We start from the raw sequence: 24,788 nt of genomic DNA on the forward strand, positions 1-24,788 counted from the left end.
ACCGGCGGCCGCCCCCTCAGCTAGGGCCCGCCTCCCCGGTGTCCCGGCTGCGCTCGACCATCGTCTCGATGCCGGCGATGACCGTCTCCAGTGCGTAGTCGAAGTCCCGTTGCAGCATCTCCTCCACCGTGCCACCGCCCCGGGCCGCCATCATCTTCTCCGCGTCCTCGAACATCTCGGTGAGCTCCGGCACCTTCCGGGTCGCGCCCATCGCCTCGGCGTAGTAGTCGTCGAGCGTCATCCCGGCGTCGGCGCAGCGCTTCCTGAAGTTGCCCTCGATCGTGCCCACGCCGTAGACGAACTGGAAGACGGCGGACGTCCCGGCCGGCTGCCGGCCCAGCGGCAGACCGGTGTTGCGGACGACCTTCTGCACGGTGCTCGCGAAGGCCAGCGAGTTCGGGCCGATGTTGAGGTACGTGCCGATCAGCGACGGCACCCAGGGGTGGGCGACCAGCAGCGTCCGGTAGCCCGCGGCGAGTTCGCGCAACTGGTCGCGCCAGTCGGCGCCCTCCTCCGCCGGGTCCGGCACCCGCAGCTCGCCGAAGACCGCGTCGAGGGCGAGCTCCAGCAGGTCGTCCTTGGTGTCGACGTACCAGTACACGGACATCGCGGTCACGCCCATCTCCGCGGCCAGCCGGCGCATGGAGAACCGGGCCAGCCCCTCGGCGTCGAGCAGCCGCACCGTGACCGCGGTGATCCTTTCCCGGTCGAGCCCGGTGGGCTGTTCGGACCTGCGGCCCCTCGACGGCGTCCTGGGCTCCAGCCACACGCTCGTCCGTGCCGGTCGCTCCGTGCGGTCGGCTGACGACACCATGGCGCACCCTCCTCGTTCCTGCCGGGCGGTCGGCCCGGTTCAGATGCTATGCCGCGGGCCGGACGGACTCCGCCCTCCTCTGCTCAGGCCCCGGGTGCTCTCTCGGCCCGGCGCAGCAGCAGCGCTGCCACCAGGCCGCCCGCCAGTACCGCCGCGGCACCGACGAGCTGACTGGTCTGCAGGCTGGAGGCGAAGGCGTCCGCGATGCGCCCCCGGTCGGCGGGACGCTCGGCGGCGGCCAGCGCCGCCGGCAGGGAGGCCGCCGGGACGGCGACGAGTGAGGCGAAGCGGGAGTTGAGTACGGCGCCGAGGACGGCGACGCCGAGCCCGTTGCCGAACTCCGCCAGGGTGCCGTTGATGCCGGCGCCCACGCCCGCCTTCTCCGGCGGGATCGCGCTCATGATCGCGTTGGCCATGGCGGGCATGGACAGCGCCACACCGGCCCCCATCACGACCAGGCCGAGGAGCATCCCGCCGTAACCGTTCCTGCCCCCCAGTACCGCGATCGCCGCGAGCCCGGCCGCCACCAGCGCCATGCCGAGGGCGATGGTGGCGGGGGTGCCGAGCCGGGGCAGCAGCCGCGCGCCGAGGCCGGTGAGGTTGAGCGCGACGACGGTCAGGGCGAGCGGGGCCGTCCGCAGTCCGGCGTCCAGGGGCCCGTAGCCGAGCACGAACTGGAGGTGCTGGGTGAGCAGGAACAGCGAACCGGTCATCCCGAAGGCGACGAGGATCGCGCCGGCGACCGCGCCCACGAACTTCCGGTTCCGGAAGAAGTGCATGTCGAGCATGGGGTGCTCGATCCGAAGCTCCCAGAGGGCGAACGCGCCGAGGACCACCGCACCGGTCAGTGACGGGACCACGACCTGTGCGGAGGTCCAGCCGTGCTCGGGCCCGGTGATGATCGCCCAGACGAGCGCCGTCATGCCGACCGTCGAGAGCAGCGCGCCGAGCAGGTCGGGCCGGTCACCGGCCTTGTGCCTGGACTCCGGCACGAGGGCGACCACCGCCACCAGGCCGATCACCGCGACCGGGATGTTGACGAGGAAGATCGCGCCCCACCAGAAGTGGTCGAGCATCACCCCGCCGATCAGCGGCCCGGCGGCGAACCCGAGTGAACTGACCGTGGACCAGAGGGCGATGGCCTTCACCCGCTCGCCGTCGTCGAAGATCTGCACGATGACGGCGAGGGTGGTGGTCATCAGCAGGGCGCCGCCGATCCCCATGCCCGCCCGGGCGGCGATCAACTGCCCCGAGGTCTGGGCGAGTCCGGCAGCCAGCGAACCGACGCCGAAGACGACGAGACCGGAGCCGAGCATCAGCTTGCGGCCGTAGCGGTCGGCCGCGTTGCCCGCGGTGAGCAGCAGGCCCGACTGGACCAGGGAGTAGGCGTTGATCATCCACTGGATGTCGGCGGTGGACGCGTCGAGCTCCCTGGTGAGGGAGGGGATCGCGACGCTGAGGACGGTGTTGTCGAGCAGCACGGTCAGCTGGGCGAGACAGATGACGCCGAGGACGAGCCAGCGCTGCGGGTGCCCGCCCGGGGCGGCGAGGGCTTGCGATTCCGTGGTCGAGGCGGTCACGCCTGCTCCTTGTACGGTGTACGGGACTGACTTCTCGTACACCGTACAAGGCTTTCCCTTACGCCGTATAGCGCTATTGCGCCGAGGTGAGGTCGTACAGGGTGGTGCCCCCCACGGTGACCTGCGTGAAGGTCGCCCGGACCCACTCCTGGATCTCGGCGCCGCTTCCGCCGCCAGGGCCACCTCCCCGGGCGCCGCCGCCCGCGCCGCCGTCGATGAACCAGTGGATGCTCCCGGCGGCCACGTACTGCTGGAACCGGGCGAGCGTGGGTGACGGGTCGCTGCCGTTGAAGCCGCCGATCGCCATGACGGGCTCCTCGGTTGCGAGTTGGTACGCGGCCGCGTTCTGGGAGCCGACCGCTGCGGCCACCCAGGTGTGGGCGGAGGCGTTCTCCGTCAGCCTGGCGGCGACGGCGGAACCGACGTCGGGCCCGTCGAGGAGACCACCCGCCCGGCCGGCACCGGCCGGGCCCTCGCCCTGCGCCAGGCGGCCCTGGCCCTGCCGCCCGGCGCCGGGCGGCACGCCCCGCATCTGCCCCTGGCCCAGTCCCGGAGGCTGGCGCTGGCCTGGAGCACTGCCGCGTCCGTCCCCCGCAGCCGGTGGCATCCCGCCCGGACCGTCCGCCGCGGGACCACCGCCACCGCGGGCGCCGGGGCCCCCGCCGCCGCCGCCGCGCGACGACTCCGGCCCCGCCGTCACGATCGAGCCCTGATGCCCTTCGCCAAGGGTGGACAGGGTGTACGCCACGGGACCGGCCAGCGCCGCCGCGAGCCCGAGGCCCGCCGCGCCCAGCGCGAGCCCGCGCCCGATTCGCCCGGCGAACAGCAGTCCCGCCGCCGCCACGAGTCCGCACACCAGCACCACCGGACGCAGCCACGGCACGAAGTCCGCGGTGCGGCCGAGCAGGACGTGGGCCCAGACCGCCGTCACCGCCGCCGCCCCGGCCAGCACCGCACGGGCCGCCGGGTGGGCCCGCTCCTCCCACAGGACGGTGGTGCCCATGCCGACGATCGCCGCGATGTACGGGGCGAGCGCCACCGTGTAGTACTCGTGGAAGATGCCGGCCATGAAGCTGAAGACCAGGAGCGTCGTCAGCAGCGCGCCGCCCCAGACGAGGAAGGCCGCCCGCGCGGTGTCGGCCCTGCCGCTCCGCCGGGTCACGACCAGGCCCGCGACGAGCAGGACCAGTGCGGCGGGCAGCAGCCAGGAGATCTGACCTCCGACGCTGTCGCCGAACATCCGCCCGATGCCGGTCTCCCCCCAGCCACCACCCCGACCGCCGCCGCCACCGACGCTGCCGGTCTCGTTGCCGCTGATGCGGCCGAAGCCGTTGTAGCCGAAGGTGAGTTCCAGAAAGCTGTTGTTCTCGGAGCCGCCGATGTACGGGCGCGAGGACGCCGGCCACAGTTCGACGATCGCCACCCACCAGCCGGCGGACGCGATCAGCGCCAGCCCCGCGAGGGCGAGTTGGCCGATCCTCCGCCGCACGGGGGTGGGCGCGCACACCGCGTACACGAGCGCGAGCGGGGGCAGGACGAGGAACGCCTGCAGGGTCTTGGTGAGGAACGCGAACCCGACCGCCACGCCCGCCCACACCAGCCAGCCGGTGCGAGCCGCTTCCAGCGCCCGCAGCACGCAGTACACGGCCACCGTCATCAGCAGCACCAGCAGCGCGTCCGGGTTGTTGAAGCGGAACATCAGCGCGGCGACCGGTGTCAGCGCCAGCACCGCACCCGCGATCAGCCCCGCCGTCGCACTGAAGCGCCTGCGGACCGCGGCGTGGACGACGGCCACCGCCGCCACGCCCATCAGCACCTCGGGCACCAGGATCTGCCATGAACCCAGCCCGAACAGCCGTACCGACAGGGCCATCGGCCAGAGCGCGGCGGGCGGTTTGTCGACGGTGATGGAGTTCGCGGCGTCGGACGAGCCGAAGAAGAAGGCCTTCCAGCTCTCGCCGCCCGCCTGGACGGCGGCGGAGTAGAAGGAGTTGGCGTATCCGGAGGCGCTCAGGTCGTACAGGTACAGCGCCCCGGTCAGCCCCAGCAGGGCGATCAGGGCGGGCCGCGCCCAGGCCGGGTCCTCGGCACGGCCCCGCCACAGCCGGGCGGCCAGGCCCGGTCGCGGAAGCGTTCCCGGCGGTCCCGGCGTCGCGTGCCCGGGAGCCGAGTACGCGTCGTGCTGTGCGGTCGTCATCGTCGGATCCCCCTGGTCGTGCCCGTCGTACGGGCGCCGGATGCCGCCGTGTCCGCGGCGCGCGGCAGGGCGGATTCCGTCCCCTCCGCGGCGCGCGGCAGGTCGCGGCGGTCGGGAAAGACCCAGGCGCGGAAGAGCAGGAAGCGCAGCACGGTGGCGGCGAGGTTGGCCACCACCAGGACCGCCAGCTCGGTGCCGTGGGAGGGGGTGCCGGCCGCCGCGTCCAGTGCGGCGAGGGATCCGCTCGTGAGGGCGAGCCCGATGCCGAAGACCACCAGCCCCTGGGCCTGGTGGCGCACCGCCCGGTCGCGCCCCCGCACACCGAAGGTCAGTCTGCGGTTCGCCGCCGTGTTGGCGACGGCGGAGAGGAGCAGCGCGGCGGCGTTCGCGGTCTGCGACCCCGCCCCGGTGCGGAACACCGAATACAGGAGCAGGTAGCAGAGCGTCGAGAGCACGCCGACGGCGCAGAAGCCGACCAGTTGCCCGGCCAGCCCGCCGGGGACCCCGCTGATGCGGCGGTCCCTCGGGTCGTCGCCGAACGGCCGCGCGAGCCGGTCCAGCGGCAGCGCGCCGACCGCCAGCGCCCGTCCGACCCGCAGCACGCCCTTCAGGTCGTCGACGGCCGTTCGGACGATGTGCACGGTGGAATCCGGGTCGTCGACCCAGTCCACGGGCACCTCGTGGATCCGCAGCCCGGCCCGCTCGGCCAGCACCAGCAACTCGGTGTCGAAGAACCAGCCGGGGTCCTCGACCATCGGCAGCAGCCGTTCGGCAACGTCACGCCGTATCGCCTTGAAGCCGCACTGCGCGTCGGAGAAGCGCGCGGCGAGCGAGCCGCGCAGGATCAGGTTGTACGTGCGGGAGACGAACTCCCGCTTCGCCCCGCGCACCACCCGCGACGACCGGGTGAGCCGTGAGCCGATCGCCAGGTCCGAGTGCCCGGAGATCAGCGGGGCGACCAGGGGCAGCAGCGCGTTGAGGTCGGTGGACAGATCCACGTCCATGTACGCCAGCACCGGCGCGTCGGACGCCGCCCACACGGCCCGCAGCGCACGGCCGCGTCCCTTCTGCTCCAGCCGGAACGCGCGGACCTCCGGGACCGAGGCCGCGAGCTCCGCCGCCACGCGGGGGGTGCGGTCGGTGCTGGCGTTGTCCGCGACGGTGATCCGGAAGCCGTACGGGAAGGTGCGGACGAGATGGCCGTGGAGCCTGCGCACGCACGGCTCCAGGTCCTTCTCCTCGTTGAAGACGGGGACCACCACATCGAGCACGGGCGGACCCGCCGCGCCCACGGGCAGGTGCTCCCGTGCCGGCAGGGTGCCCGTGGCGGTGGTGCCCGCCGGGGTGTCGGTTCGCATGGCCCGACTCTCGACCGGGCCGCTGTCACCGCCGTGTGCCGAGGCTGTGCGCCGTCTGTGAGTCGCCGGGCTCCCGCACGAGCGGCAGCCGTACGGAGAAGACCGTACGTCCCGGCGCACTCGCCACGTCCACCGTTCCGCCGTGCGCCGTGACCACGGCGTGCACGATGGCGAGCCCGAGACCCGTGCTGCCCGCGTGCCGGGAGCGCGAGGGATCGCCGCGGGCGAAGCGTTCGAAGACATGCGGAAGAAGCGCAGGCGGAATGCCGGGGCCGTCGTCCCTGACCTCGAGCGCGACCGCCGTCCGGCACTCCAGCGGACGCACGGCCGCGGTGACGGTGGTCCCCGGCGGAGTGTGCGTACGAGCGTTGGCCAGCAGGTTGACCAGCACCTGCTGCAGCCGCTCAGGATCGGCCCGCACCACGGCGGGGTCGTCCGGCAGGTCCAGACGCCAGACGTGCTCCGGGCCCGCGGCCCGTGCGTCGCTCACCGCGTCGACGACCAGCGGGGCCGGATCGGTGCTCCGGTACGCCAGCGGCCGGCCCGCGTCGAGCCGCGCCAGCAGCAGCAGATCCTCCACCAGTCCCGTCATCCGGGTGGCCTCCGACTCGATCCGGGCGAGCGCGTGCCGGGTGTCGGGACCGGGCCGCTCCCGGCCGCGGCGGGTCAGCTCGGCGTAGCCGCGGATGGAAGCGAGCGGGGTGCGCAGCTCATGGCCGGCGTCCGCCACGAACTGCCGCACCCGCGTCTCGCTCTCCTGCCGCGCGTGCAGGGCGGAATGGACGTGGTCGAGCATCCGGTTGAGCGCGGCGCCGACCCGCCCGACCTCGGTGCCGGGGTCGGCCTCCGCCTCGGGCACCCGCTCGTGCAGCGCCACCTCGCCGCTGTGCAGGGGCAGTTCGGAGACCCGGGTGGCGGTCGCCGCGACCCTCCGCAGCGGCCGCAGGGCGACCCCGACCAGGGTGCCGCCCGCCAGTCCGGCGGCGGCCAGCCCCGCCGCGGTCACACAGATCTCGACGACGACGAGGGTGCCCAGGGTGCTGCGGACCTCGGCGAGGGGGACGCCGACGAGGAACGCGCCGTTGCCGCCGGCCCGGTACTCGACGCGGTGGTCACCGAGACCCGGCAGTTCCACGGTGTGCGGCCGTCCGTCGTGCGGTACGGCCGTGAGCGCGGCCTTCTCCGCCCCGGTCAGGGCCCGGTCCGTGACCCGTGGACCCAGTTCGTCCGAGTCCTGCTGGGTGGAGACGACCCCGTCGCCGAGGGCACCGTCCGCCGCGACCTGCACGCCGACCGTCCCGAGCGGCGCGCCGCCGCCCGTGACGAACCGCAGCGGCTCCGGCGGTCGAGGGCCGCCGACCGGCGCACCCGGAGGCGGACCGGCCGCCCGCAGCGCGACGCCGCGCAGCTGCTCGTCCTTCTGCCCGTACAGGTACGTGCGCAGCGCCAGCGTCGTCACCGTGCCGATGACCGCCGCGACCACCGCGATGAGCACCACCGCGGACACGACCAGCCGGGTCCGCAGCGACCATCCGCCGCCGGGGCCGCCGCTCACCTATTCACCGGGCTTGATCAGATATCCCGCTCCGCGCCGGGTGTGGATCATCGGGGAGCGCCCCGCGTCGATCTTGCGCCGCAGGTACGAGATGTAGAGCTCGACCACGTTGGCCTGGCCGCCGAAGTCGTACGACCACACCCGGTCCAGGATCTGCGCTTTGCTGAGCACCCGCCGGGGATTGCGCATCAGATAGCGCAGCAGTTCGAACTCCGTCGCCGTGAGGTGGATCGACGTACCGCCCCGGGTCACCTCGTGGCTGTCCTCGTCGAGCGTCAGGTCGCCGACGACGAGCAGCGACTCGTCGCGCGCGGCCGCCGCCGTCCCGGAGCGCCGGATCAGCCCGCGCAGCCGTGCCACGACCTCCTCCAGGCTGAACGGCTTGGTGACGTAGTCGTCGCCGCCCGCCGTGAGACCGGCGATCCGGTCCTCGACGGCGTCCCTGGCCGTGAGGAACAGCACCGGCACGTCCGGGAGTTCGCGCCGCAGTCTGCCGAGGACCGTCAGCCCGTCAATGTCGGGGAGCATCACGTCGAGGACCACGGCGTCGGGCCGGAAGGCACGCGCCGCGCGTACGGCGCCCGCCCCGTCGCCCGCGCTGCGCACCTCCCAGCCCTCGTAGCGCAGGGCCATCGAGAGCAGCTCCGTGAGGGACGACTCGTCGTCCACGACGAGCACCCGTACGGGGCCGCCGCCCGTCCTTCGCAGGTCTCCCCGGTGCCGGGCCGTGGTCGTCGTCATGCCGCCACTCTGGGCCGCCGCGGTGAGAGGGGCCTTGCGGCTACCTGTGAATTCCCTGAGAACGGCCCCGGTCGCCGTGGGATCACGGTGCCACGAGCCGCCGGGGAGCGGGCGTCCACGGTTCACGGCGGAACGGGCCGCCGGGAAAAGTGCCTTTCACGAGCCGCCGGGGACGGGCTTCACGGCTCGAGGGAGAACAGCGCGGCCGCGTTCCCGTGGCACACCGCGCGCAGCCAGTCGTCGCCGAGCTCCAGCCGCTCCAGCGCCCGGAGCTGGTGAACGTACGGGTACGGGATGTTGGGGAAGTCGGTCCCGAGCAGCACGCGGTCCCCCAGGTCCGCCAGCCGCGCCCGCGCGGTCGCCGGGAACGGGCTGAGGCGCTCGCTGAAGTCGGTGAACGCCATCGTCGTGTCCAGGCGCACCTCCTCGTGGCGTTCGGCGAGGTCCAGGAAGTCCGTGTACTCCGGCATCCCCATGTGGGCGACGATCAGCGACAGTCGGGGATGGCGCGCGAGGAGCCGTCCCACCGGCTCGGGCCCCGTGTGCTTGCCGGGCGCCGGCCCGGACCCGCAGTGCATCACGACCGGGACGCGCGCCTCGGCGAGCAGCCCCCACACGGGGTCGAGGAGGGCGTCGTTGGGGTCGTACGCACCGACCTGGACGTGCGACTTGAACACCCGGACACCGCTCTCGACGGCCTCGCGGACATAGCACTCCACGCCCTGCTCCGGATACAGGGTCGCCGTCCGCAGACAGCCGGTCGTCCGGGCGGCGAAGTCCGCCGCCCACCCGTTGAGCCACTCCGCCATGCCCGGCTTGTGGGGATACAGCATCGACGTGAAGTGCTGCACCCCGAACTCCCTGAGCAGCGCGAGCCGCCGGCCCTCCTCCTCGCGGTAGGTGATGGGCCACGCCATGCCCGTCAGCGGTCCGGCGGAGTCGAAGTACGCCCACACCTTGTCCAGGACCCGCTCGGGCATGAAGTGGGTGTGCACGTCGACGAGTCCCGGCAGCCCCAGCCGCTTCCAGAACGCCCGCACCGCCAGGGCCTCGTCGTCGCCGCGGGCCGACCCCGGCGTATTCGGCCTATTCGGCGCATTCGGCGTACTCGGCGTACTCGGCGTACTCGGCGTACTCGGCGAACAGCACGGGGAGGCGGGGAGGTTCGGTTCCGTCACCGGGTGATCGCTCATGCCCACACCCTCCGACGTGCGAGGACTGGCTGTCCAGGCCCCGGCCTCGGGCCGCGGTGCCGTGCCGGCGCCCGCGTACCGGCTGCGGACGGGCGGTGGACGGGCCCCGTGGCGAGGTCGGGAGTGGGTCCGGAAGCCGTCAGAAGAGCCCGTCCTGGACGCCCGTCGGCAGCTCGTCCACCGGCACGGTCGGCGCGGAACGAGGATCTGCCGCGACGAGCTCCCAGCCGGACAGCAGGCGGGTGTCGAGCACCGTCACCCGGCCGTCGTGGGCGCCCAGATGCAGATCGGGGCCCGCCGCCGCGACGAGCCGCCCGGCCACGACTCCGCCGTCCACCAGCTCCCGCACCACCCGCAGGACCGCCGGGCCCGCGGCCGCCGGTCCCTGCGGCCCCGTGTGCTCCAGCCCGAACACCCGGGCGTGGTCCACTGCCTCGAACCCGGTCCGCTCGAGCGCCTCGGGCCACCCCGGCAGCGCCACGGCCCGCGCGTACAGCTCCACGACCTCGGCCGCCCGCTCGTCGGCGGCGACCGGGAGCACCGGGCGCACCGCCCGCTTGCGTGCGTAGGCGACCCGGTCGGGTACGCCGAGCGCCGCGCGCAGCAGTTCCTCCGTACGGCGCGCGGCCATCAGCGGCCCGCGCCCCAGCCAGCAGAACACCACCGCGCCCTGCTCCAGCAGACGCGCCGTACCCCGCTCCTCGGCGGTGATCCCGACCTTCACCATCCCGGGCCCGAACCAGGCGAGATAGACCCGGAACGTCCGCGGATCGTCGGCGACGGTGTCGGCGGCCACGGAATGCGCCCGGTCCAGTCGCGCGCACTCCGGGCACTGCCCGCCGGTGCTCCTGCCGGACACCACGGCACCGAGCGGGCACACGTGCCCCCGCGCCCCGGCGCACTGCCGCACCCCGACCGCCCGGAACGCGATCTCCTGTCCCTGGGTGAGCCGGCTCACCCGCGTCTGCGCACCGCGCACCCACCGCAGCTCGGGAGCCCCTCGCCCCCAGCTCAAACCCCGGCACCGCCACTGCTCGCCGCCCATGCCCCGCGCTCCTCCGGCCTCGGAAGGACGCTATCGGACCGCGGTGGTGCCGGAGGCCGGGGTACTCCGAGGGCACCGAGCAGGATCACCGGCGAGCGGAACCCGATCGGGTGGGGCCGCGCGGTGCCTGGCGGGGACCCGGGCAGGTTGCTTGGCCCCGGGTGCCGGTGGTGCCGGTGCACGGCGTCGTGCGGTCGGCGGTGAAGGTGACGCCCTCGCCTTCCGGCGGCCGGCCGCCGGCGGTCAGCCGGGCGGTCAGCTCGAGGGGCTCGCGGCCCCTGGAGCCCTTCTCCTTCGTGGCCTTGAGCCCTGGCTCGGTCGGCACCGGATCGTCGCCGACGACTCCGACGGCCGCGATCGCCCCTGAAGGGCCGTTTGCCGACGGGGTCGGTGGCGGCCACCGTGTTGCCGGCCGTATCGATCACCGGCGCGGTGGCGGGCTGTCCACGCCGCGGCCGGCGACGAAGAGGTACGCGCCCCCGATCGCCAAGCTGTCCGGAGCCATGGGCCACGTGTGACTGATCGCTACGCGCCGAGCGCTTGCCGGGCGGCCGCGTGCCGCTCTCGCGCCTCGGTGATCCAATCACCGTCCAGGTCCAGGGGCACGCGCACGCATATCCGCGTGCTGGGCGCATCGCGAACCTCGACGACGTACGGGTCATCGGCCACGAAGGTGAGGTACGCGGTGCGGCCTTCCTGCGGCCAGTCTCCGGCGAACACCGTGCCTTCGTCGTCGTGTTCGTCTCCCTGGACGGCGTCCAGCAGCGATCCCCACGCCCGGATGTCGTCGGCGTCGAATCCCGTCCGGACGGTGGCGTTGACGAAGTCGCTCTCGATGACGATCTCCGCGTCGTAGTAGTCCCCTTCCCGGGAGAGCACCCGAACGGCGACGCTCTGCACACCGTCGTCCAAGCGGATCAGTTCCACCGGCTCGGCGCTCTCGGTCACGGATCCCCCTGGGACAGGCACGGTTGCTGTGCGTCGCTGCCGTACGGCACGACAAAGCCCCCTCCGGGATGATCCCGAGGGGGCCTTGATCTGTGTGCACTCGGCAGGATTCGAACCTGCAACCTTCTGATCCGTAGTCAGATGCTCTATCCGTTAAGCTACGAGTGCTTGTCGGCCTGGGCTTTTCGGCCCGGTCGGCGTTGCGGGAACAACATTACATGACCTGCGCCGTCACGTGAAATCCATTAGCTCCACCCCTTCTGACCTGCACAAACGCCCGGACGGCCGTATGGGCGACCACCGCTGGGGATCGTGGGCCGGGGTGGTTGCGGACGGCCTCGGAGCACCCGGGAAGGCGGCCTCCGGCCGTCGGGGCCGGTCGAGCGGGCAGGACCCGCGACCGGTGACGGCGTGAGGGACGGCCGTGGGGCGCCGGCCGGCGGAGCCGCCGTACCCGCGTGGAGAACGACCGAAGCCCCGGCCGTCGGGCCGGGGCTTCGGTGATGGTGCGGAGGCGGAGGGATTTGAACCCTCGATGGGCTTTAAGACCCAAACCGCATTAGCAGTGCGGCGCCATAGACCGGACTAGGCGACGCCTCCAGACCACCCGCGCGGTCGCGGGTGGTGCGTGCAGATGATGACACAGCCGGGTGGGGTGCCACCAATCGCTCCCCACGGTACTAGGCACGCAGGCTCCTGGGCAAAGACGCGCTCACACCCCGATCGGCCCAGTCAGGGTTGCGCAACGCCCGGGCGTGCGGAGCGTTAGAGATGCAGGGACGCCGTCCCCCGAAGCGGGGCTCCGCCCCCCAGACCTTCGCTTCCAGGAGTACGCATGCTGCGCCGCCTCGTCCTCACCGTCGCCGCGACGGCCACGGCCTCCCTCGCCGCGCTGACCGCCGCCGCGCCGACCGCGGGTGCCGCCCCGCACTCACCTATCCCGCTGCCGCTGCTCGAGCCAGGTCAGCGGGAACCGGCGGACCGGTCCGCCCCCGGGGACCGGCTCACCGTCACCACCTCGGAGACGGGGAACCCCCAGGCCGACGGCACGTACGAGCTGACGTGCGGCGCGGTGGGCGGTCCCGCGGGCGGCTCGCACCCCGAGGCGCAGGCCGCCTGCGAGCGGCTGGCCGAGTTCGCGACGGACGAGCAGGACCCGTTCCGCCCGGTCGGCCAGGACACCATGTGCACGATGCAGCACGGCGGGCCCGCCACCGCGCGGATCACCGGGACCTGGCACGGCCAGAGCGTCGATGCCACCTTCGACCGCAGCAACGGCTGCGAGATCCGCCGCTGGGAGACCCTGGAGCCGGTCCTCCCGACCGCCCGCCAGGACGGCCCCCGAGCCCCCCGGGCATGACGCTCCGGCAGCGGCCACCCCGCCGGGTGCCCCGGCGGGGTGGCTCCCCGTCCGGTCCTTTCCGGACGTGATTCCTTTCCGGACGCTTCCCGGCGCCCTTCCGGATGCCTTCCACGCCGTTCCCGCCGTCTCCGAGCCTGTTCCCGCCCCACCTCCGAGCCCTTCCCGCCCGCCTCCGAATCCTTTCGCCCTTCCCCGCCCCGCCCGCCCGCCCCCACCCGGACGGCGCTCCGTCCGGAGCCGCGGCGTAACCCGTCCCGGGGTTTCGGCCAACGCACCCGCTCACGCCCGCTTGACGTCCCTCGGCCGCGTTCGGCACTCCGGGCGGTCCGGTCGCGCCCAGGTCAGGGGCGTGCGAGAGGGCTCCAGGGGACTGTGTGTACACAGAACCTTGGTGAGAGCTCCCCCTCATCCACCGTCGCGGCCGCATCCCCAGCCCTTAGACTCCCTCCAGTGACAGGCTGCGGCCGCGAGGGCAAGATGGCCCCGGCCGTCCGCCGCAAGATGCTGTAGGTCAGGGAGGAAGCGTCGTCGTGAGCAGCAGGCCATCCCGAGGCGCTGCTCGCCTCGCCGCCATACTCGACGCCCTCCCGGACGGGCTCGTCCTCGTCAACTGCAACGGCACGGTCGTCAACGCCAACACGATCGCCCTCGAGATGTTCGAGGCCCCCGGCACCGCGCTCGTCGGGCGCGGCCTCCTCGACCTGCTGCCGGCCTTCGACTCCAAGCTCATCCCCGGTTCGATGCGCCGCCCCGACTCCGCCGACGAGCGCGGCCGCACGAAGCCGACCCGGATGGTCGCCCGCCGCACGGACGGCAGCGAGTTCCCCGTGGAGGTGACCAGCGCCAGCCTCGAGGACGGCCGTGAGGCGTACGACTCGGCCGGCGTCGGAGCCGGCTACACCGGCGACGAACTCCTGATGCTCGTCGTGCGCGATCTGTCGGGCACCGTCGACACCGAGGCCGAACTCGCACGCTCCCAGCGGCAGACCGAGATGATCCTGCGCGCCGCCGCCGAGGGCGTCGTCGGCACGGACACCGACGGCCGCGTGGTCCTCGTCAACCCGGCCGCCGCCCAGATCCTCGGCTTCCGCGCCAGCGACCTCGGCGGCAAGGAACTGCACCCGCTGATCCTGCACTCGCGCCCGGAGGGCGAGCCGTTCCCGTACGAGGAGTCCCCGCTCGCCGACACCCTCAAGTCCGGGCGCAAGCACCGGGTCCGCGGCCAGGTGCTGTGGGCCAAGGACGGCAAGCCGGTGCCGGTCGACCTGACGACCGCGCCGGTGCGGGACGGTGAGCAGCTGGTCGGCGCGGTGATGACGTTCACCGACCGGCGGCCCTACGAGGAGCAGGCGGAGCGCCACGCCGCGCAGATCGCCGAGCGGGACGAGAAGTACACCGCGGACATCGCGGAGCGCGACGAGAAGTACGCGACCGACATGGCCGAGCGGGACGAGCGGCACGCGGCCGAGCTGGCCGAACTGGTGGAGAAGCACACCGCGGAGATCGCGGACAGGACCGAGCAGTACGCGGCGGAGATCGAGGCCCGGGACGAACGGGAGACCTCGCTGGCCGCCCGGCACGCCCAGCTGGCCGCGGTGCTCGGCGACGCCCTGCGCGGGCCCCTGGAGGAGCTGCGCGGCGAGCTCGGGAAGCTGGCCGCCGATCCGGCGGGCCAGCTGTGGCCCGAGGCCAACCAGATCCTGCACCACCTGGCCGCGGGCTACGCCCGGATGACGACCCTGGTCGACAACGTCCTGGGCTTCCAGCGGCTGGACGCCGGCACGGAGCAGCTGCACAAGGGTGTCGTCCTGCTCGACGCGGTCGTGGCGGCCGGGGTCGAGGGCGCGGTCGAGCTGATCGGACCCGGACGGGCGCAGTTCGCGGTCCACGCCCCGCCGATCGAGGCCGAGGTCGACGGGATCCGGCTGGCGACGGCGCTGGCCCATCTGGTGGCCGATGTCGCCGGCATCGACTCGACGGGCAAGGCCCGGGTCGTGCCGGGCGCCGGGTACGTCGACTCGACCATCGTGGTCGCGGCCGCGCAGCGCGGCGACGTCGTACGGATCGAGGTGCGCGGCCCCTACTCCGGCGGTGATCCGGTGCACGAGCCCATCGTCCGCGGCATCGTGACCGCGCACGGCGGCGTGCTGCAGACGCACGAGGTGCCGGGCATGAGCGGCAGCGCCTATGTCCTGGAGGTGCCGCTCGGCGACGGAGCCGGGACGGTGCCGTCGCCGGCGGCCGCCCCCGAGCAGCAGGCCCCTGCCGAACCCCCGGCGCAGGCCACGTCCGGCGGTGGGCGGCGGCGGGCGCGGCGGTCCTCGACGGACGCGTTCCTGGAGAGCCCGGTGGGCCCCGAGGAGGCACCGGGCTCGGCCGAGCCCTCCGGACGGCGCCGGGCGCGCACGGACGCGGAGACGAGCGGTGGCGCGAGCGGGTCGGACGGAGCCGCCGCCGGTGGCGGCACGGGCCGTCGTCGCGGCAGGCCGAGTCCCGCCGAGGCGGAGCCGGCCGCCCTTCCGGCTGCGCGTGGCGGCTCGGTCGTCACCGCGGCCGAGGCGGGTGCGGGCCGCCCCGCGCTGGGGGACACCGTCCCGCCCCAGGGTGTGAGCCCGGAGGCCGCGGTCCAGCAGGGCACCGGGCGGCGGGCCCGGCGGGCCCAGACGGCGCTTCCCGCGCTGCCGCCGGCAGGGGCGTCCCCGGACACCGCGGCGGCAACGGGCCGGGACGCCGGCCGGAGCGCCGGTCAGGGCATCGCCGCGCTGGAGCCCGCCGCCACGGGAGCGGTTTCCGGCACGGGTGCGGGAACCGGAGCACAGCAGGGCGGCAGGCGTGCGCGGCGAGCGCTCGCGACCGGCGCCGACCGGCAGGCCCCCGCCGAGGAGCCGCGGGGCCCGTTCGCGCTGCCGCCCGCAGAGGCGGACCGCACGCCGGCGTCCGCCGTCGACGAGGGCCGCCACGACCAGGTACGTCCCGAGCCGGACGCCGACCACACCCCGCCGCAGCCGCATCCCGTGCCGACCGGGCGGCGGCGTGCCCGGCCTGCAGAGGGAGAGACACCGGGGCAGGGCATCCCCGCGCAGGCCGGCCCCGCGACGCCGCCCGCCGGCCACGCGACGCCCGCCCTGCCCGGTCCGGTGCCGCCCGCCGCCGTCCAGGCTCCCGCCGCGACCGTCGGCGACACCGGTTCCGTCCCGCTGCCCCCCGCCGTCCCGGTCCCGACGGCCGGCGACACCGGTTCCGTCCCGCTGCCCCCGGCCGTCCCGGTCCCGACGGCCGAGCCACCGGTCCAGTCCCCTCGCGCCGCCCAGCCGCTGCCCGCCGAGGCCCCGGCAGCCGCGGCGCGGACGACCACGCCTGCGCGGGGGACCGCCGCGCCGCAGCCCGCTCCCGAGCCGGTCGACCCCGACGCGTCGCAGGGCAGGGCGTTCAGCGTGCGCACGCTCGGTCAGGGCGTGCCCTTCGCCCAGCAGATCGCCCAGCAGCAGAACCGGCAGGGCGTGCCCGCCGCACCGGTCGCGTCCCTGCCGCAGGCCGCCGCCCAGAACCAGACGCTCGGCTCCGGCCGCCGCCGCAAACTGGCCACCCGGCAGGAGGCCGAGAGCCAGGGGTCCGAGACGGGCGCGCGACAGCATCCGCAACCCCAGGCGGCGCCTCCCGGCGCCCCGGGTCCGTCGCAGCGGCTCGGGACGCCCGCAGAAGGCCGGGCGTACGCGATCGGCGCCCCGGACGAGGGCGCCGAGGGGCCGGAGCCGCTGGACGGTCCCGGCGGCGCGATCGAGGTCGCCAACCGGCCCGCGCCGCTGCCCCGGGACGACGAACTCCCTCCGGAGCCGCTGGACAACCCGCGTCGGCTGCTGGTCTGGCCGGCGCCCGACGTCGCCACGCAGCAGGCGCTGAGCGACCGCGGCTACCGGCCGGTGATCGTGCATTCCCGTGAGGAGGTCGACGCGCAGATCGCCGCCTTCCCGGCCGCGCTCTTCGTCGACCCGCTGACCGGCCCGATCACCCGTACCGCGCTGCAGTCGCTGCGCCAGGCCGCGGTGGCCGCCGAGGTACCCGTGCTGCTGGCGGCCGGACTGGGGCAGGCGACGCGCGAGGCCGCGTACGGAGCGGACCCCGCCGTGCTGCTGAAGGCCCTGGCGCCGCGCGACAGCGAACAGCATCCGTCGCGGGTGCTGCTGATCGAGCAGCACGCCGACATCGCGGCCGCGCTGACGGCCACGCTGGAGCGGCGCGGGATGCAGGTCGCGCGGGCCGGGACCGACGCGGACGCGGTGGCGCTCGCCCAGCAGATGCGTCCGAACCTGGTGGTGATGGACCTGATGCAGGTGCGTCGGCGCCGTGCGGGGATCATCGACTGGCTGCGCGCGAACGGGCAGTTGAACCGCACCCCGCTCGTCGTCTACACCTCGGCCGGGCTCGACCAGGCGGAGCTGCCGAAGCTCTCCTCGGGCGAGACCGTCCTCTTCCTGGCGGAACGCTCCACGAACGCCGAGGTCCAGGGCCGGATCGTGGACCTCCTCGCGAAGATCGGCACCAACTGAGGTCCGGCAACGCACAGCAACCGCCACCCGGAACCCCGGCGCACCGGCCGACGACCGGAATCCGGCGGCCGCCCGCGGTCCCGCCCGGAGCCGGCGGCACCCGGAGCGGGCACGGGACGGCCCGGCACGCGACGCGCACCGGGCCGTCCCCGAACACCGTGAACGCCTAGCGCACTTCGGTGACCTGCAGCTCACCGTCCGCGTACTGGCGGCGGATCACCTTCTTGTCGAACTTCCCGACGCTCGTCTTCGGCACGGACGGGATGATCGCCCAGCGCTCCGGCAGCTGCCACTTGGCGATCCGCCCGGCCAGGAACTCCTTCAGCGACGCATAGTCGGCGGTCGATCCGTCCTTCAGCACCACCGTCGCCAGCGGGCGCTCGCCCCACTTCTCGTCCGGCACGGCCACGACGGCGGCCTCGGCCACCTCCGGGTGCGCCATCAGCGCGTTCTCCAGCTCGACGGACGAGATCCACTCGCCGCCGGACTTGATGACGTCCTTGGCCCGGTCGGTGAGCGTGAGGAAGCCGTCCGCGCCGATGACGCCCACGTCACCGGTCTTGAGCCAGCCGTCCTCGCTGAACTTGTCGGCGGGCCGGAGCGGCTCACCGGCCGCCCCGCCGTAGTACGCGCCCGCGATCCACGGACCGCGCACCTCCAGCTCGCCCGCGGACTCGCCGTCCCAGGGCAGGAACTCCCCGCCCGGGCCGCGCAGCCGTGCCTCGACACCCGCCGGGAAGCGGCCCTGGGTGAGCCGGTAGCCGAACTCCGCCTCCGTGCCGACCGCGTGGGCCGGCGGCCGGGCGATGGTGCCCAGCGGGGAGGTCTCGGTCATGCCCCAGGCGTGGCAGACCCGCATGCCCAGCGTGTCGAACGCCTCCATCAGCGACGGCGGACAGGCCGAGCCGCCGATGGTGACCTGGGTGAGGGAGCTCACATCGCGCGGCTTGGCGGTGAGTTCGGCGAGGAGGCCCTGCCAGATGGTGGGCACGGCAGCGGCGTGCGTCGGGCGCTCGGACTCGATCATCTCGGCGATCGGGCCCGGCTGCAGGAAGCGGTCCGGCATCAGCATGTTCACGCCGGACATCAGCACCGCGTGCGGCAGGCCCCATGCGTTCACATGGAACTGGGGGACGACGACGAGGCTCGTGTCGGCGTCCGTCAGACCCATCGACTGGGCCATGTTGACCTGCATGGAGTGCAGATAGATCGAGCGGTGGGAGTACACCACGCCCTTGGGGTCACCGGTGGTGCCGGAGGTGTAGCACATTGCGGCCGCCGAGCGCTCGTCCAGCTCAGGCCAGTCGTAGGTGGTCGGCTTGCCGGCCAGCAGTTCCTCGTACTCGTGCACCTGGGCGGCGGCCCCGTCCAGCACCGAGCGGTCGCCGGGGCCCGAGACCACGACGTGCTCGACGGTCGGCAGGTGCGGCAGCAGGGGCGCGAGCAGGGGAAGCAGCGAGCCGTTGACGATCACGACCCGGTCCGCGGCGTGGTTGACGATGAACACCAGCTGCTCGACGGGCAGTCGCAGGTTGAGCGTGTGCAGGACCGCGCCCATGCAGGGGATCGCGTAGTACGCCTCGACGTGCTCGGCGTTGTTCCACATGAGGGTCGCGACCCGCTCGTCACCGGCGACACCCAGGTCGTCGCGGAGGGCGTGGGCCAGCCGGGCCGAACGCTCGCCGATCTCACGGTAGCTGCGGCGATGCGGCTCGCTCTCGCCCGTCCACGTGGTGACCTGTGAACTTCCGTGGATCTTCGTCCCGTGGTTCAGGATGCGGGTGACGGTCAGTGGTACGTCCTGCATGGTGCTCAGCACGGCGTCCTCCCGGTGGGCGCACAGCTCTAAGGGGTGTGCAGATTCTGCGCACATACCACTCGGTATGTCACTACCCCCGGGTAAGAAAGCTCAGCGGACCGGGGCGAGCTCCGGGTCCTCACGGAGCTTCCCGAGCGCCCGCGAGACGGCGCTCTTGACCGTGCCCACCGAGACACCGAGCACCTCGGCGGTCTGCGCCTCGCTGAGATCCTCGTAGTACCTGAGGACGACCATCGCGCGCTGCCGGTCCGGGAGCCTCATCACGGCGCGCCACATCGCGTCGTGCAGCACCTGCTGCTCGGCCGGGTCGGCCAGGGGCAGCCCGGTGGGCTCGGGCAGCTCCTCGCAGGAGAACTCGTCGACCTTGCGCTTGCGCCACTGCGACGTACGGGTGTTGAGCAGCGCGCGGCGGACGTATCCGTCGAGGGCTCGGTGGTCCTCGATGCGCTCCCAGGCGACATAGGTCTTGGCGAGCGCGGTCTGCAGCAGATCCTCGGCGTCGTTCGGGTTGGCCGTGAGGGAGCGGGCGGTCCGCAGCAGCACGGGCCCCCGCGCCCGTACGTACGACGAGAACGAGGTGTAGGAGGTCGGCGGCACGGCGGCGCTGGAGGCGGTCGTGCAGACTGGCGTGGTCATGGCTCCACGCTAGGAGCGGGGGCCTCCCACCCGGATCGGCCCCAGGTCCCGAACCCGGATCCGCCTCAGGTTGTAGGGGTGGAGCGGCCCTCACCTCCTCTGGGTGGAGGAGGCCTCGGCTCCGCCTCAGGGTCCCGCACATCGCCGGGTCATCCGTCCGCCCCGAGGATCAGCGCCGAGGTCGGGACACCCGTGCCGGCCGTGACCAGGGCACGGGCCGCCCCGGCGGTCTGGTTGACGGAGGTGCCCCGCAGCTGTCTGACCGCTTCGGCGATGCCGTTCATGCCGTGCAGATACGCCTCCCCCAGCTGGCCCCCGTGCGTGTTCAGTGGGAGGGCGTCCGCCGCGACGAACTCGGCCGCCTCGCCCCGTCCGCAGAAGCCGAACTCCTCCAGCTGCATCAGGACATAGGGGGTGAAGTGGTCGTAGAGGATGCCCACGTCGATGTCGCCGGGCCCCAGCCCGGAGGTCCGCCAGAGCTGCCGGGCGACGACACCCATCTCGGGCAGTCCGGTGAGATCGTCGCGGTAGTAGCTCGTCATCTGCTCCTGGGCGCGACCCGCGCCCTGGGCAGCGGCGACCACGACCGCGGGAGGCCGGGGCAGGTCCCGCGCCCGCTCGACGGAGGTCACGACGAGGGCCTGGCCGCCGTCGGTCTCCTGGCAGCAGTCCAGCAGCCGCAGCGGCTCGACGATCCAGCGGGAGGACGCGTGGTCGTCGAGGGTGATGGGCCTTCCGTGGAAGTACGCCGCCGGGTTGCGGGCCGCATGCCGCCGCCCCGTCACGGCCACCTGCCCGAACGCCTCGGGCGTCAGCCCGTGGGTGTGGAGGTAGCGCTGGGCCGTCATGGCCACCCAGGACGCCGGGGTCAGCAGCCCGAACGGAAGGTTCCAGCCGAGGGCCACACCCTCCGCCGAGGGTTCGCGCTGATGCACCCCCGAGCCGAATCTCCGTCCCGACCGCTCGTTGAACGCCCGGTAGCAGACGATGACTTCGGCCACGCCGGCGGCCACGGCGAGGGCCGCCTGCTGCACGGTCGCGCACGCGGCGCCGCCGCCGTAGTGGACGCGGGAGAAGAAGGAGAGCTCACCGATCCCGGCCGCCTGGGCGACGGTGATCTCGGGATTGGTGTCCATGGTGAACGTGACCATGCCGTCGACGTCGGCGGGGGAGAGCCCGGCGTCGTCGATCGCGGCCCGCACCGCTTCGACGGCCAGCCGCAGTTCGCTGCGTCCGGAGTCCTTGGAGAACTCCGTCGCGCCGATGCCGACGACGGCGGCCCGGCCACCGAGCGAGTCGGCCCTGTGCAGGCTCACGCCACCGCCTCCCCGGGCAGGGCGACGGTCACCGTGCCGGTGACGTGGTGGCCGAGGCCGTTGGCCCCGACCACGCGCACCACCGCCGTGTCCCCGTCGACCTCGGTGACCGTGCCGGTCAACGTCATCGTGTCGCCGGGGTGGTTGGGAGCGCCGAGCCGTATCGCCACTCTGCGGAGCACGGCTCCCGGGCCGAAGTGGTCCGTGATGTACCGCCCGACGAGGCCGTTGGTCGTCAGGATGTTCATGAAGATGTCGGGCGAGCCCTTCTCCCGGGCGAGTTCCGCGTCATGGTGCACGTCCTGGTAGTCCCGGGAGGCGATGGCCCCCGCGACGATCAACGTGCGCGTGATCGGTACGGTCAGCGGGGGCAGCTCGTCGCCCGCACGCGGGCCGCGGGTAGCGGTTCCGTTCGTGCTCATGCCGTCTCCTCCTTCTCCTCGTGGGCCAGCACCGCACCGAGTTCGTCCAGCAGCCGGGCGCCGCAGCCCAGATGGGCGCCGATCTGGCGGCCCCAGAGGAAGTGCCGGTGGACGGGGTGGTCCAGATCGGCTCCGATGCCGCCGTGCAGATGCTGGCCGGTGTGCACGACCCGGCGTCCGGCCTCGGACGCCCACCAGCCCGCCGTGAGCACCTGGGTGGCGCAGGGCAGCCCTTCGTCGAACCGCCATGCCGCCTCGTAGGTCGTGACGCGGATCGCTTCCGTGTCCATGTGGGCGTCGGCCGCCCGGAGCTGGACCGCCTGCCGGGTGGCGAGCGGGCGCCCGAACTGCTCCCGCACGGACGTGTGCGCCACGGCCCGGGCGAGCGATCCCGCGCACACCCCGGCCTGGAGGCCGGCGAAGGCGACTCTGGCCGCTGCGAGCACATCCCCGTACGCCTCACCGCTCCCCAGCCGTTCGGCGGGTGTGGCGTCCAGCCGGAGCGCGGCCGCGGCCCAGGGAGCGGTCGTCTCCACCGGAACGGTCCCCGCGTCCGCCACCCGCACCAGCCAGAGCCCCCGGTCCGCGTCCGGCACCAGGACGTGCGTGGCGTCCCGCAGCCACGGCACCCACCCGGTCGTACCGGTCAGCCGGCCGTCGGTGCCGGCCCGTACCGCTCCCTGGTCCGGGAAGGCGCCGGTCGCCACGGCCGAACCGTCCCGGAGCGCCGGCAGGAGGCGCGCCCGCTGCTCCTCCGTGCCGTGCCGGCCCACGCCCAGCAGCCCGTACACGCAGTTCACCGCGAACGGCACCTGCGCGGTGGTGCGCCCCTGCTCCTCCAGCAGCAGGACCAGGCCGAGCAGTCCGACGTCCTCGACGGCCGAGGTCAGTCCGGTCGCGCACAACGCCTTCCACAGCTCCGCGTCCGTCCCCGTCCCCGCGGCGGACAGTCGCTCCGGGGTGGAGAGGTCCCCGAAGATCCGCGCGGCCAGCTCACGGGCCGCCGTCTGCTCCTCGGTCGGGGTGAAGTCCATGTCAGCCCGCCCCCTCCGCCAGGGCCCGGAACACCGGCAGCTCCAGGTCCTCGTCGGCCCTGAAGAACTCCAGCCGGACGGGCGTCCCGATGCGCACCTTGTCGTACGGCACCCCGATCACATTGCCGACCATCCGCACGCCCTCGGCCAGCTCGACTAGCCCCACCGCGTAAGGGCCCGCCCCCTCCCGACCGCCCTCGGAGCCGGCGAAGGCCGGGAAGGGCGGGTGGTGCATCACCACGTACGAGTAGACGGTCCCCTCGCCCTCGGCCTCGACCGTGTCCCAGTCCGGTGAACCGCACGCCCCGCAGCCCGGGAGCCAGGGGAAGCGCAGCTTCGCGCACGAGGCGCAGCGCTGGATCAGCAGTCTGTGCTGGGCGACGCCCTCCCAGAACCCGGCGTTGTCCCGGTTGACCACCGGGCGCGGGCGCCGCGGCGCGGGCCGCATCCCGGCCGCCGGCGCGTACTTGAGGATGCGGAAGCGGTGCGTCCCGGCGAGCTCGCCGTCCGCCCGGATGTCCATCCTGGTGGTGACGAAGTAGCCCGCGCCCAGCCTGGTGGTCTTGCGGGGTGAGACCGTCTCGATCACCGAGTCGAAGGTGATCCGGTGTCCCGGCCGCAGCGGGAGCCGGTACTCCTGCTCGCAGTCGGTCGCCACCACCGCGGCGAATCCGGCGCCGTCCAGCAGCGCGAACAGCTCGTCGTGCGCTCCCGTGCGGCCCGTGTGCCCGGACAGCCCGCCCATCGTCCAGGCCTGGAGCATGGTCGGCGGAGCGATCACGTCCGGTCCCTCGTACGCCGGGTTCCGGTCACCCATCACCTCGCACCAGTGCCTGATCATCGGCTCGTTCACCAGGTCCTTGCCGATCCCGGAGGCCGAGGCGCTCCGCCCCTCGTACGCCTTCAGCAGCGGATACAGCTCGTCCTCGCTCACCGCTTCCCCCTCCGCATGCCGAGCCGCATCGTCGCGACGATCTCCCGCTGCACCTCGCTCACCCCGCCCCCGAACGTGTTGATCTGCGCCGCCCTGTTCATCCGCTCCAGCCCCCCGTCCCCCGCGGCGCCCGGTGAACCGGCCCTCACCAGCCCCGCCTCGCCCGTGATTTCCTGGCACATCCGATACACCTCGACGGCCGATTCGGTTCCCGCGAACTTCACGCCGCTCGCGTCCCCCGGGGTGAGCCGGCCCGCCGCCACGTCCCCCACCAGACGCCAGCTGAGCAGGCGCGTCGCCGCGAGTCGGGCATGCGCCTCGGCCATCCTCGAGCGCACCCAGGACTCGTCAATCGCACGCACACCCGTCACCGGATCGGGCGTACGGGCCCGCTCCAGCGCAGCCGCCGCGAAGTCCTCCGCCTGCATGCCGATCGCGGCGAGCGCCACCCGCTCGTGGTTGAGCTGGCTGGTGATGAGCCCCCAGCCGCCGTTCTCCTCGCCGACGAGGTTCGCGGCGGGCACCCGGATGCCGTCGTAGTACGTCGCCGTCGTCGTGAGCCCGCCGACCGTCTCGATCGGGGTCCAGGAGAACCCCGGCGCGTCGGTGGGCACCAGGACGACCGAGATGCCCCGGTGCCGCGGTGCCTCGGGGTCGGTCCGGCAGGCCAGCCAGATCCAGTCGGCGTTCTGGGCGTTGGAGGTGAACACCTTCTGACCGCTGATGAGCCAGTCGCCGCCGTCCCGCACCGCCTTCGTGCGGAGCGCCGCGAGATCCGTACCGGCCTCGGGCTCGCTGTAGCCGATGGCGAAGACGAGCTCGCCGCGCAGGATCCTGGGCAGGAAGAACGCCTTCTGCTCCTCCGTGCCGTAGGTCATCAGCGTCGGGCCGACCGTGTTCAGCGTGACCATGGAGACGGGCGCGCCCGCGCGGTACGCCTCGTCGAAGAAGACGAACTGCTCGTCGGCGCCGCGGCCCTGCCCGCCGTACTCGGCGGGCCATCCCAGGCCCAGCAGGCCGTCGGCACCGATGCGCCCGAGCAGCCGGCGCTGCTCCGCCGGGTCGTCGGCGGCCGGGGGACCGTCCGGCATGAGAGCGCGGAAGTAGGAGCGGAGTTCGGCGCGCAGCCGCTGCTGGCGCTCTGTCGGGGCGAGGTGCACGGCGGCGGCCTCCCGGGCGGCGCAGGGGGATTCAGGCGCAGGAGCAAGGTTTCTGACTGTCCGTCAGATAACTCGGGATGTCAAGGTCACGAACACCTGCCGCCACCGCCCCGGGCAGACACCCGG

Annotated in this window: 18 protein-coding genes and 2 tRNA genes; 2 read left to right on the forward strand and 18 right to left on the reverse strand. The window is 73.6% G+C overall.

The window, feature by feature from the left end; translation table 11 throughout:
* Positions 1 to 16: 16 nt before the first annotated feature.
* From BLT82_RS16405 to BLT82_RS16460, 11 genes are all read right to left on the reverse strand, one after another.
* Complete coding sequence (locus BLT82_RS16405; RefSeq protein ID WP_093655420.1) at positions 17 to 814, reverse strand: TetR/AcrR family transcriptional regulator; 798 nt, start codon at positions 812 to 814, stop codon at positions 17 to 19.
* 83 nt (positions 815 to 897) lie between these two features.
* Complete coding sequence (locus BLT82_RS16410; RefSeq protein ID WP_093655422.1) at positions 898 to 2,394, reverse strand: MFS transporter; 1,497 nt, start codon at positions 2,392 to 2,394, stop codon at positions 898 to 900.
* 73 nt (positions 2,395 to 2,467) lie between these two features.
* On the reverse strand, positions 2,468 to 4,591 hold the full coding sequence (locus BLT82_RS16415) for an ArnT family glycosyltransferase (protein ID WP_093655424.1): 2,124 nt from the start codon (positions 4,589 to 4,591) through the stop codon (positions 2,468 to 2,470).
* Complete coding sequence (locus tag BLT82_RS16420; protein WP_093655426.1) at positions 4,588 to 5,949, reverse strand: bifunctional glycosyltransferase family 2/GtrA family protein; 1,362 nt, start codon at positions 5,947 to 5,949, stop codon at positions 4,588 to 4,590. Before BLT82_RS16420 ends, BLT82_RS16415 begins: the two co-directional genes overlap by 4 nt.
* Before the next feature lie 25 nt (positions 5,950 to 5,974).
* The gene (locus BLT82_RS16425) at positions 5,975 to 7,504 is read right to left on the reverse strand and encodes a sensor histidine kinase (RefSeq protein ID WP_093655428.1); all 1,530 of its coding nucleotides are present in this window, start codon (positions 7,502 to 7,504) and stop codon (positions 5,975 to 5,977) included.
* On the reverse strand, positions 7,505 to 8,245 hold the full coding sequence (locus tag BLT82_RS16430) for a response regulator transcription factor (RefSeq protein WP_093655430.1): 741 nt from the start codon (positions 8,243 to 8,245) through the stop codon (positions 7,505 to 7,507).
* Between the two features lie 179 nt (positions 8,246 to 8,424).
* Positions 8,425 to 9,438, reverse strand: coding sequence for an amidohydrolase family protein (locus tag BLT82_RS16435; RefSeq protein ID WP_093655432.1), 1,014 nt, complete (start codon positions 9,436 to 9,438; stop codon positions 8,425 to 8,427).
* A 139-nt stretch (positions 9,439 to 9,577) separates the two neighbouring features.
* Positions 9,578 to 10,483 carry a DUF2797 domain-containing protein gene (locus BLT82_RS16440; RefSeq protein WP_093655434.1) on the reverse strand — a complete coding sequence of 302 codons (906 nt, stop codon included), beginning with the start codon at positions 10,481 to 10,483 and terminating at the stop codon, positions 9,578 to 9,580.
* 525 nt (positions 10,484 to 11,008) lie between these two features.
* The gene (locus tag BLT82_RS16450) at positions 11,009 to 11,431 is read right to left on the reverse strand and encodes a DUF5959 family protein (protein ID WP_093655438.1); all 423 of its coding nucleotides are present in this window, start codon (positions 11,429 to 11,431) and stop codon (positions 11,009 to 11,011) included.
* A gap of 95 nt (positions 11,432 to 11,526) precedes the next feature.
* Positions 11,527 to 11,599 (reverse strand) — tRNA-Arg (locus tag BLT82_RS16455).
* Positions 11,600 to 11,940: 341 nt separating this feature from the next.
* Positions 11,941 to 12,031 (reverse strand) — tRNA-Ser (locus BLT82_RS16460).
* Between the two features lie 235 nt (positions 12,032 to 12,266).
* On the opposite strand from BLT82_RS16460, the gene BLT82_RS16465 reads away from it, so the two are divergent.
* Together BLT82_RS16465 and BLT82_RS16470 are read left to right on the forward strand one after the other, a co-directional pair.
* Positions 12,267 to 12,791: an SSI family serine proteinase inhibitor gene (locus tag BLT82_RS16465; RefSeq protein ID WP_093655441.1), complete on the forward strand. Its 525-nt coding sequence runs from the start codon at positions 12,267 to 12,269 to the stop codon at positions 12,789 to 12,791.
* Between the two features lie 533 nt (positions 12,792 to 13,324).
* Positions 13,325 to 17,341 carry a PAS domain-containing protein gene (locus tag BLT82_RS16470; protein WP_093655443.1) on the forward strand — a complete coding sequence of 1,339 codons (4,017 nt, stop codon included), beginning with the start codon at positions 13,325 to 13,327 and terminating at the stop codon, positions 17,339 to 17,341.
* A 166-nt stretch (positions 17,342 to 17,507) separates the two neighbouring features.
* On the opposite strand, the gene BLT82_RS16475 is transcribed toward BLT82_RS16470, so the two are convergent.
* The 7 genes from BLT82_RS16475 to BLT82_RS16505 form a co-directional block, all read right to left on the reverse strand.
* Complete coding sequence (locus BLT82_RS16475) at positions 17,508 to 19,160, reverse strand: long-chain fatty acid--CoA ligase (protein WP_167746029.1); 1,653 nt, start codon at positions 19,158 to 19,160, stop codon at positions 17,508 to 17,510.
* Between the two features lie 90 nt (positions 19,161 to 19,250).
* Positions 19,251 to 19,796 carry a SigE family RNA polymerase sigma factor gene (locus BLT82_RS16480; RefSeq protein ID WP_093655447.1) on the reverse strand — a complete coding sequence of 182 codons (546 nt, stop codon included), beginning with the start codon at positions 19,794 to 19,796 and terminating at the stop codon, positions 19,251 to 19,253.
* Positions 19,797 to 19,945: 149 nt separating this feature from the next.
* Complete coding sequence (locus BLT82_RS16485; protein ID WP_093655449.1) at positions 19,946 to 21,112, reverse strand: lipid-transfer protein; 1,167 nt, start codon at positions 21,110 to 21,112, stop codon at positions 19,946 to 19,948.
* Positions 21,109 to 21,534 (reverse strand): MaoC family dehydratase, encoded by a 426-nt coding sequence (locus BLT82_RS16490; RefSeq protein ID WP_093655451.1) that lies wholly within the window; start codon positions 21,532 to 21,534, stop codon positions 21,109 to 21,111. Before BLT82_RS16490 ends, BLT82_RS16485 begins: the two co-directional genes overlap by 4 nt.
* Positions 21,531 to 22,568 carry an acyl-CoA dehydrogenase family protein gene (locus BLT82_RS16495; protein ID WP_093655453.1) on the reverse strand — a complete coding sequence of 346 codons (1,038 nt, stop codon included), beginning with the start codon at positions 22,566 to 22,568 and terminating at the stop codon, positions 21,531 to 21,533. Before BLT82_RS16495 ends, BLT82_RS16490 begins: the two co-directional genes overlap by 4 nt.
* Position 22,569: 1 nt before the next feature.
* The gene (locus BLT82_RS16500) at positions 22,570 to 23,502 is read right to left on the reverse strand and encodes a bifunctional MaoC family dehydratase N-terminal/OB-fold nucleic acid binding domain-containing protein (protein ID WP_093655455.1); all 933 of its coding nucleotides are present in this window, start codon (positions 23,500 to 23,502) and stop codon (positions 22,570 to 22,572) included.
* Complete coding sequence (locus BLT82_RS16505; protein ID WP_093655458.1) at positions 23,499 to 24,662, reverse strand: acyl-CoA dehydrogenase family protein; 1,164 nt, start codon at positions 24,660 to 24,662, stop codon at positions 23,499 to 23,501. Before BLT82_RS16505 ends, BLT82_RS16500 begins: the two co-directional genes overlap by 4 nt.
* Positions 24,663 to 24,788: the final 126 nt, after the last annotated feature.

This window comes from Streptomyces wuyuanensis (assembly GCF_900103455.1).
GTDB lineage: Bacteria > Actinomycetota > Actinomycetes > Streptomycetales > Streptomycetaceae > Streptomyces > Streptomyces wuyuanensis.

Excerpts from the sequence above, each read along its gene's own strand:
- BLT82_RS16465 (WP_093655441.1), top strand. The coding sequence starts at position 12,267 with ATGCTGCGCCGCCTCGTCCTCACCGTCGCCGCGACGGCCACGGCCTCC.
- BLT82_RS16480 (WP_093655447.1), bottom strand. The coding sequence starts at position 19,796 with ATGACCACGCCAGTCTGCACGACCGCCTCCAGCGCCGCCGTGCCGCCG.
- BLT82_RS16435 (WP_093655432.1), bottom strand. The coding sequence starts at position 9,438 with ATGAGCGATCACCCGGTGACGGAACCGAACCTCCCCGCCTCCCCGTGC.
- BLT82_RS16430 (WP_093655430.1), bottom strand. The coding sequence starts at position 8,245 with ATGACGACGACCACGGCCCGGCACCGGGGAGACCTGCGAAGGACGGGC.
- BLT82_RS16490 (WP_093655451.1), bottom strand. The coding sequence starts at position 21,534 with ATGAGCACGAACGGAACCGCTACCCGCGGCCCGCGTGCGGGCGACGAG.
- BLT82_RS16495 (WP_093655453.1), bottom strand. The coding sequence starts at position 22,568 with ATGGACTTCACCCCGACCGAGGAGCAGACGGCGGCCCGTGAGCTGGCC.
- BLT82_RS16405 (WP_093655420.1), bottom strand. The coding sequence starts at position 814 with ATGGTGTCGTCAGCCGACCGCACGGAGCGACCGGCACGGACGAGCGTG.
- BLT82_RS16440 (WP_093655434.1), bottom strand. The coding sequence starts at position 10,483 with ATGGGCGGCGAGCAGTGGCGGTGCCGGGGTTTGAGCTGGGGGCGAGGG.
- BLT82_RS16415 (WP_093655424.1), bottom strand. The coding sequence starts at position 4,591 with ATGACGACCGCACAGCACGACGCGTACTCGGCTCCCGGGCACGCGACG.
- BLT82_RS16420 (WP_093655426.1), bottom strand. The coding sequence starts at position 5,949 with ATGCGAACCGACACCCCGGCGGGCACCACCGCCACGGGCACCCTGCCG.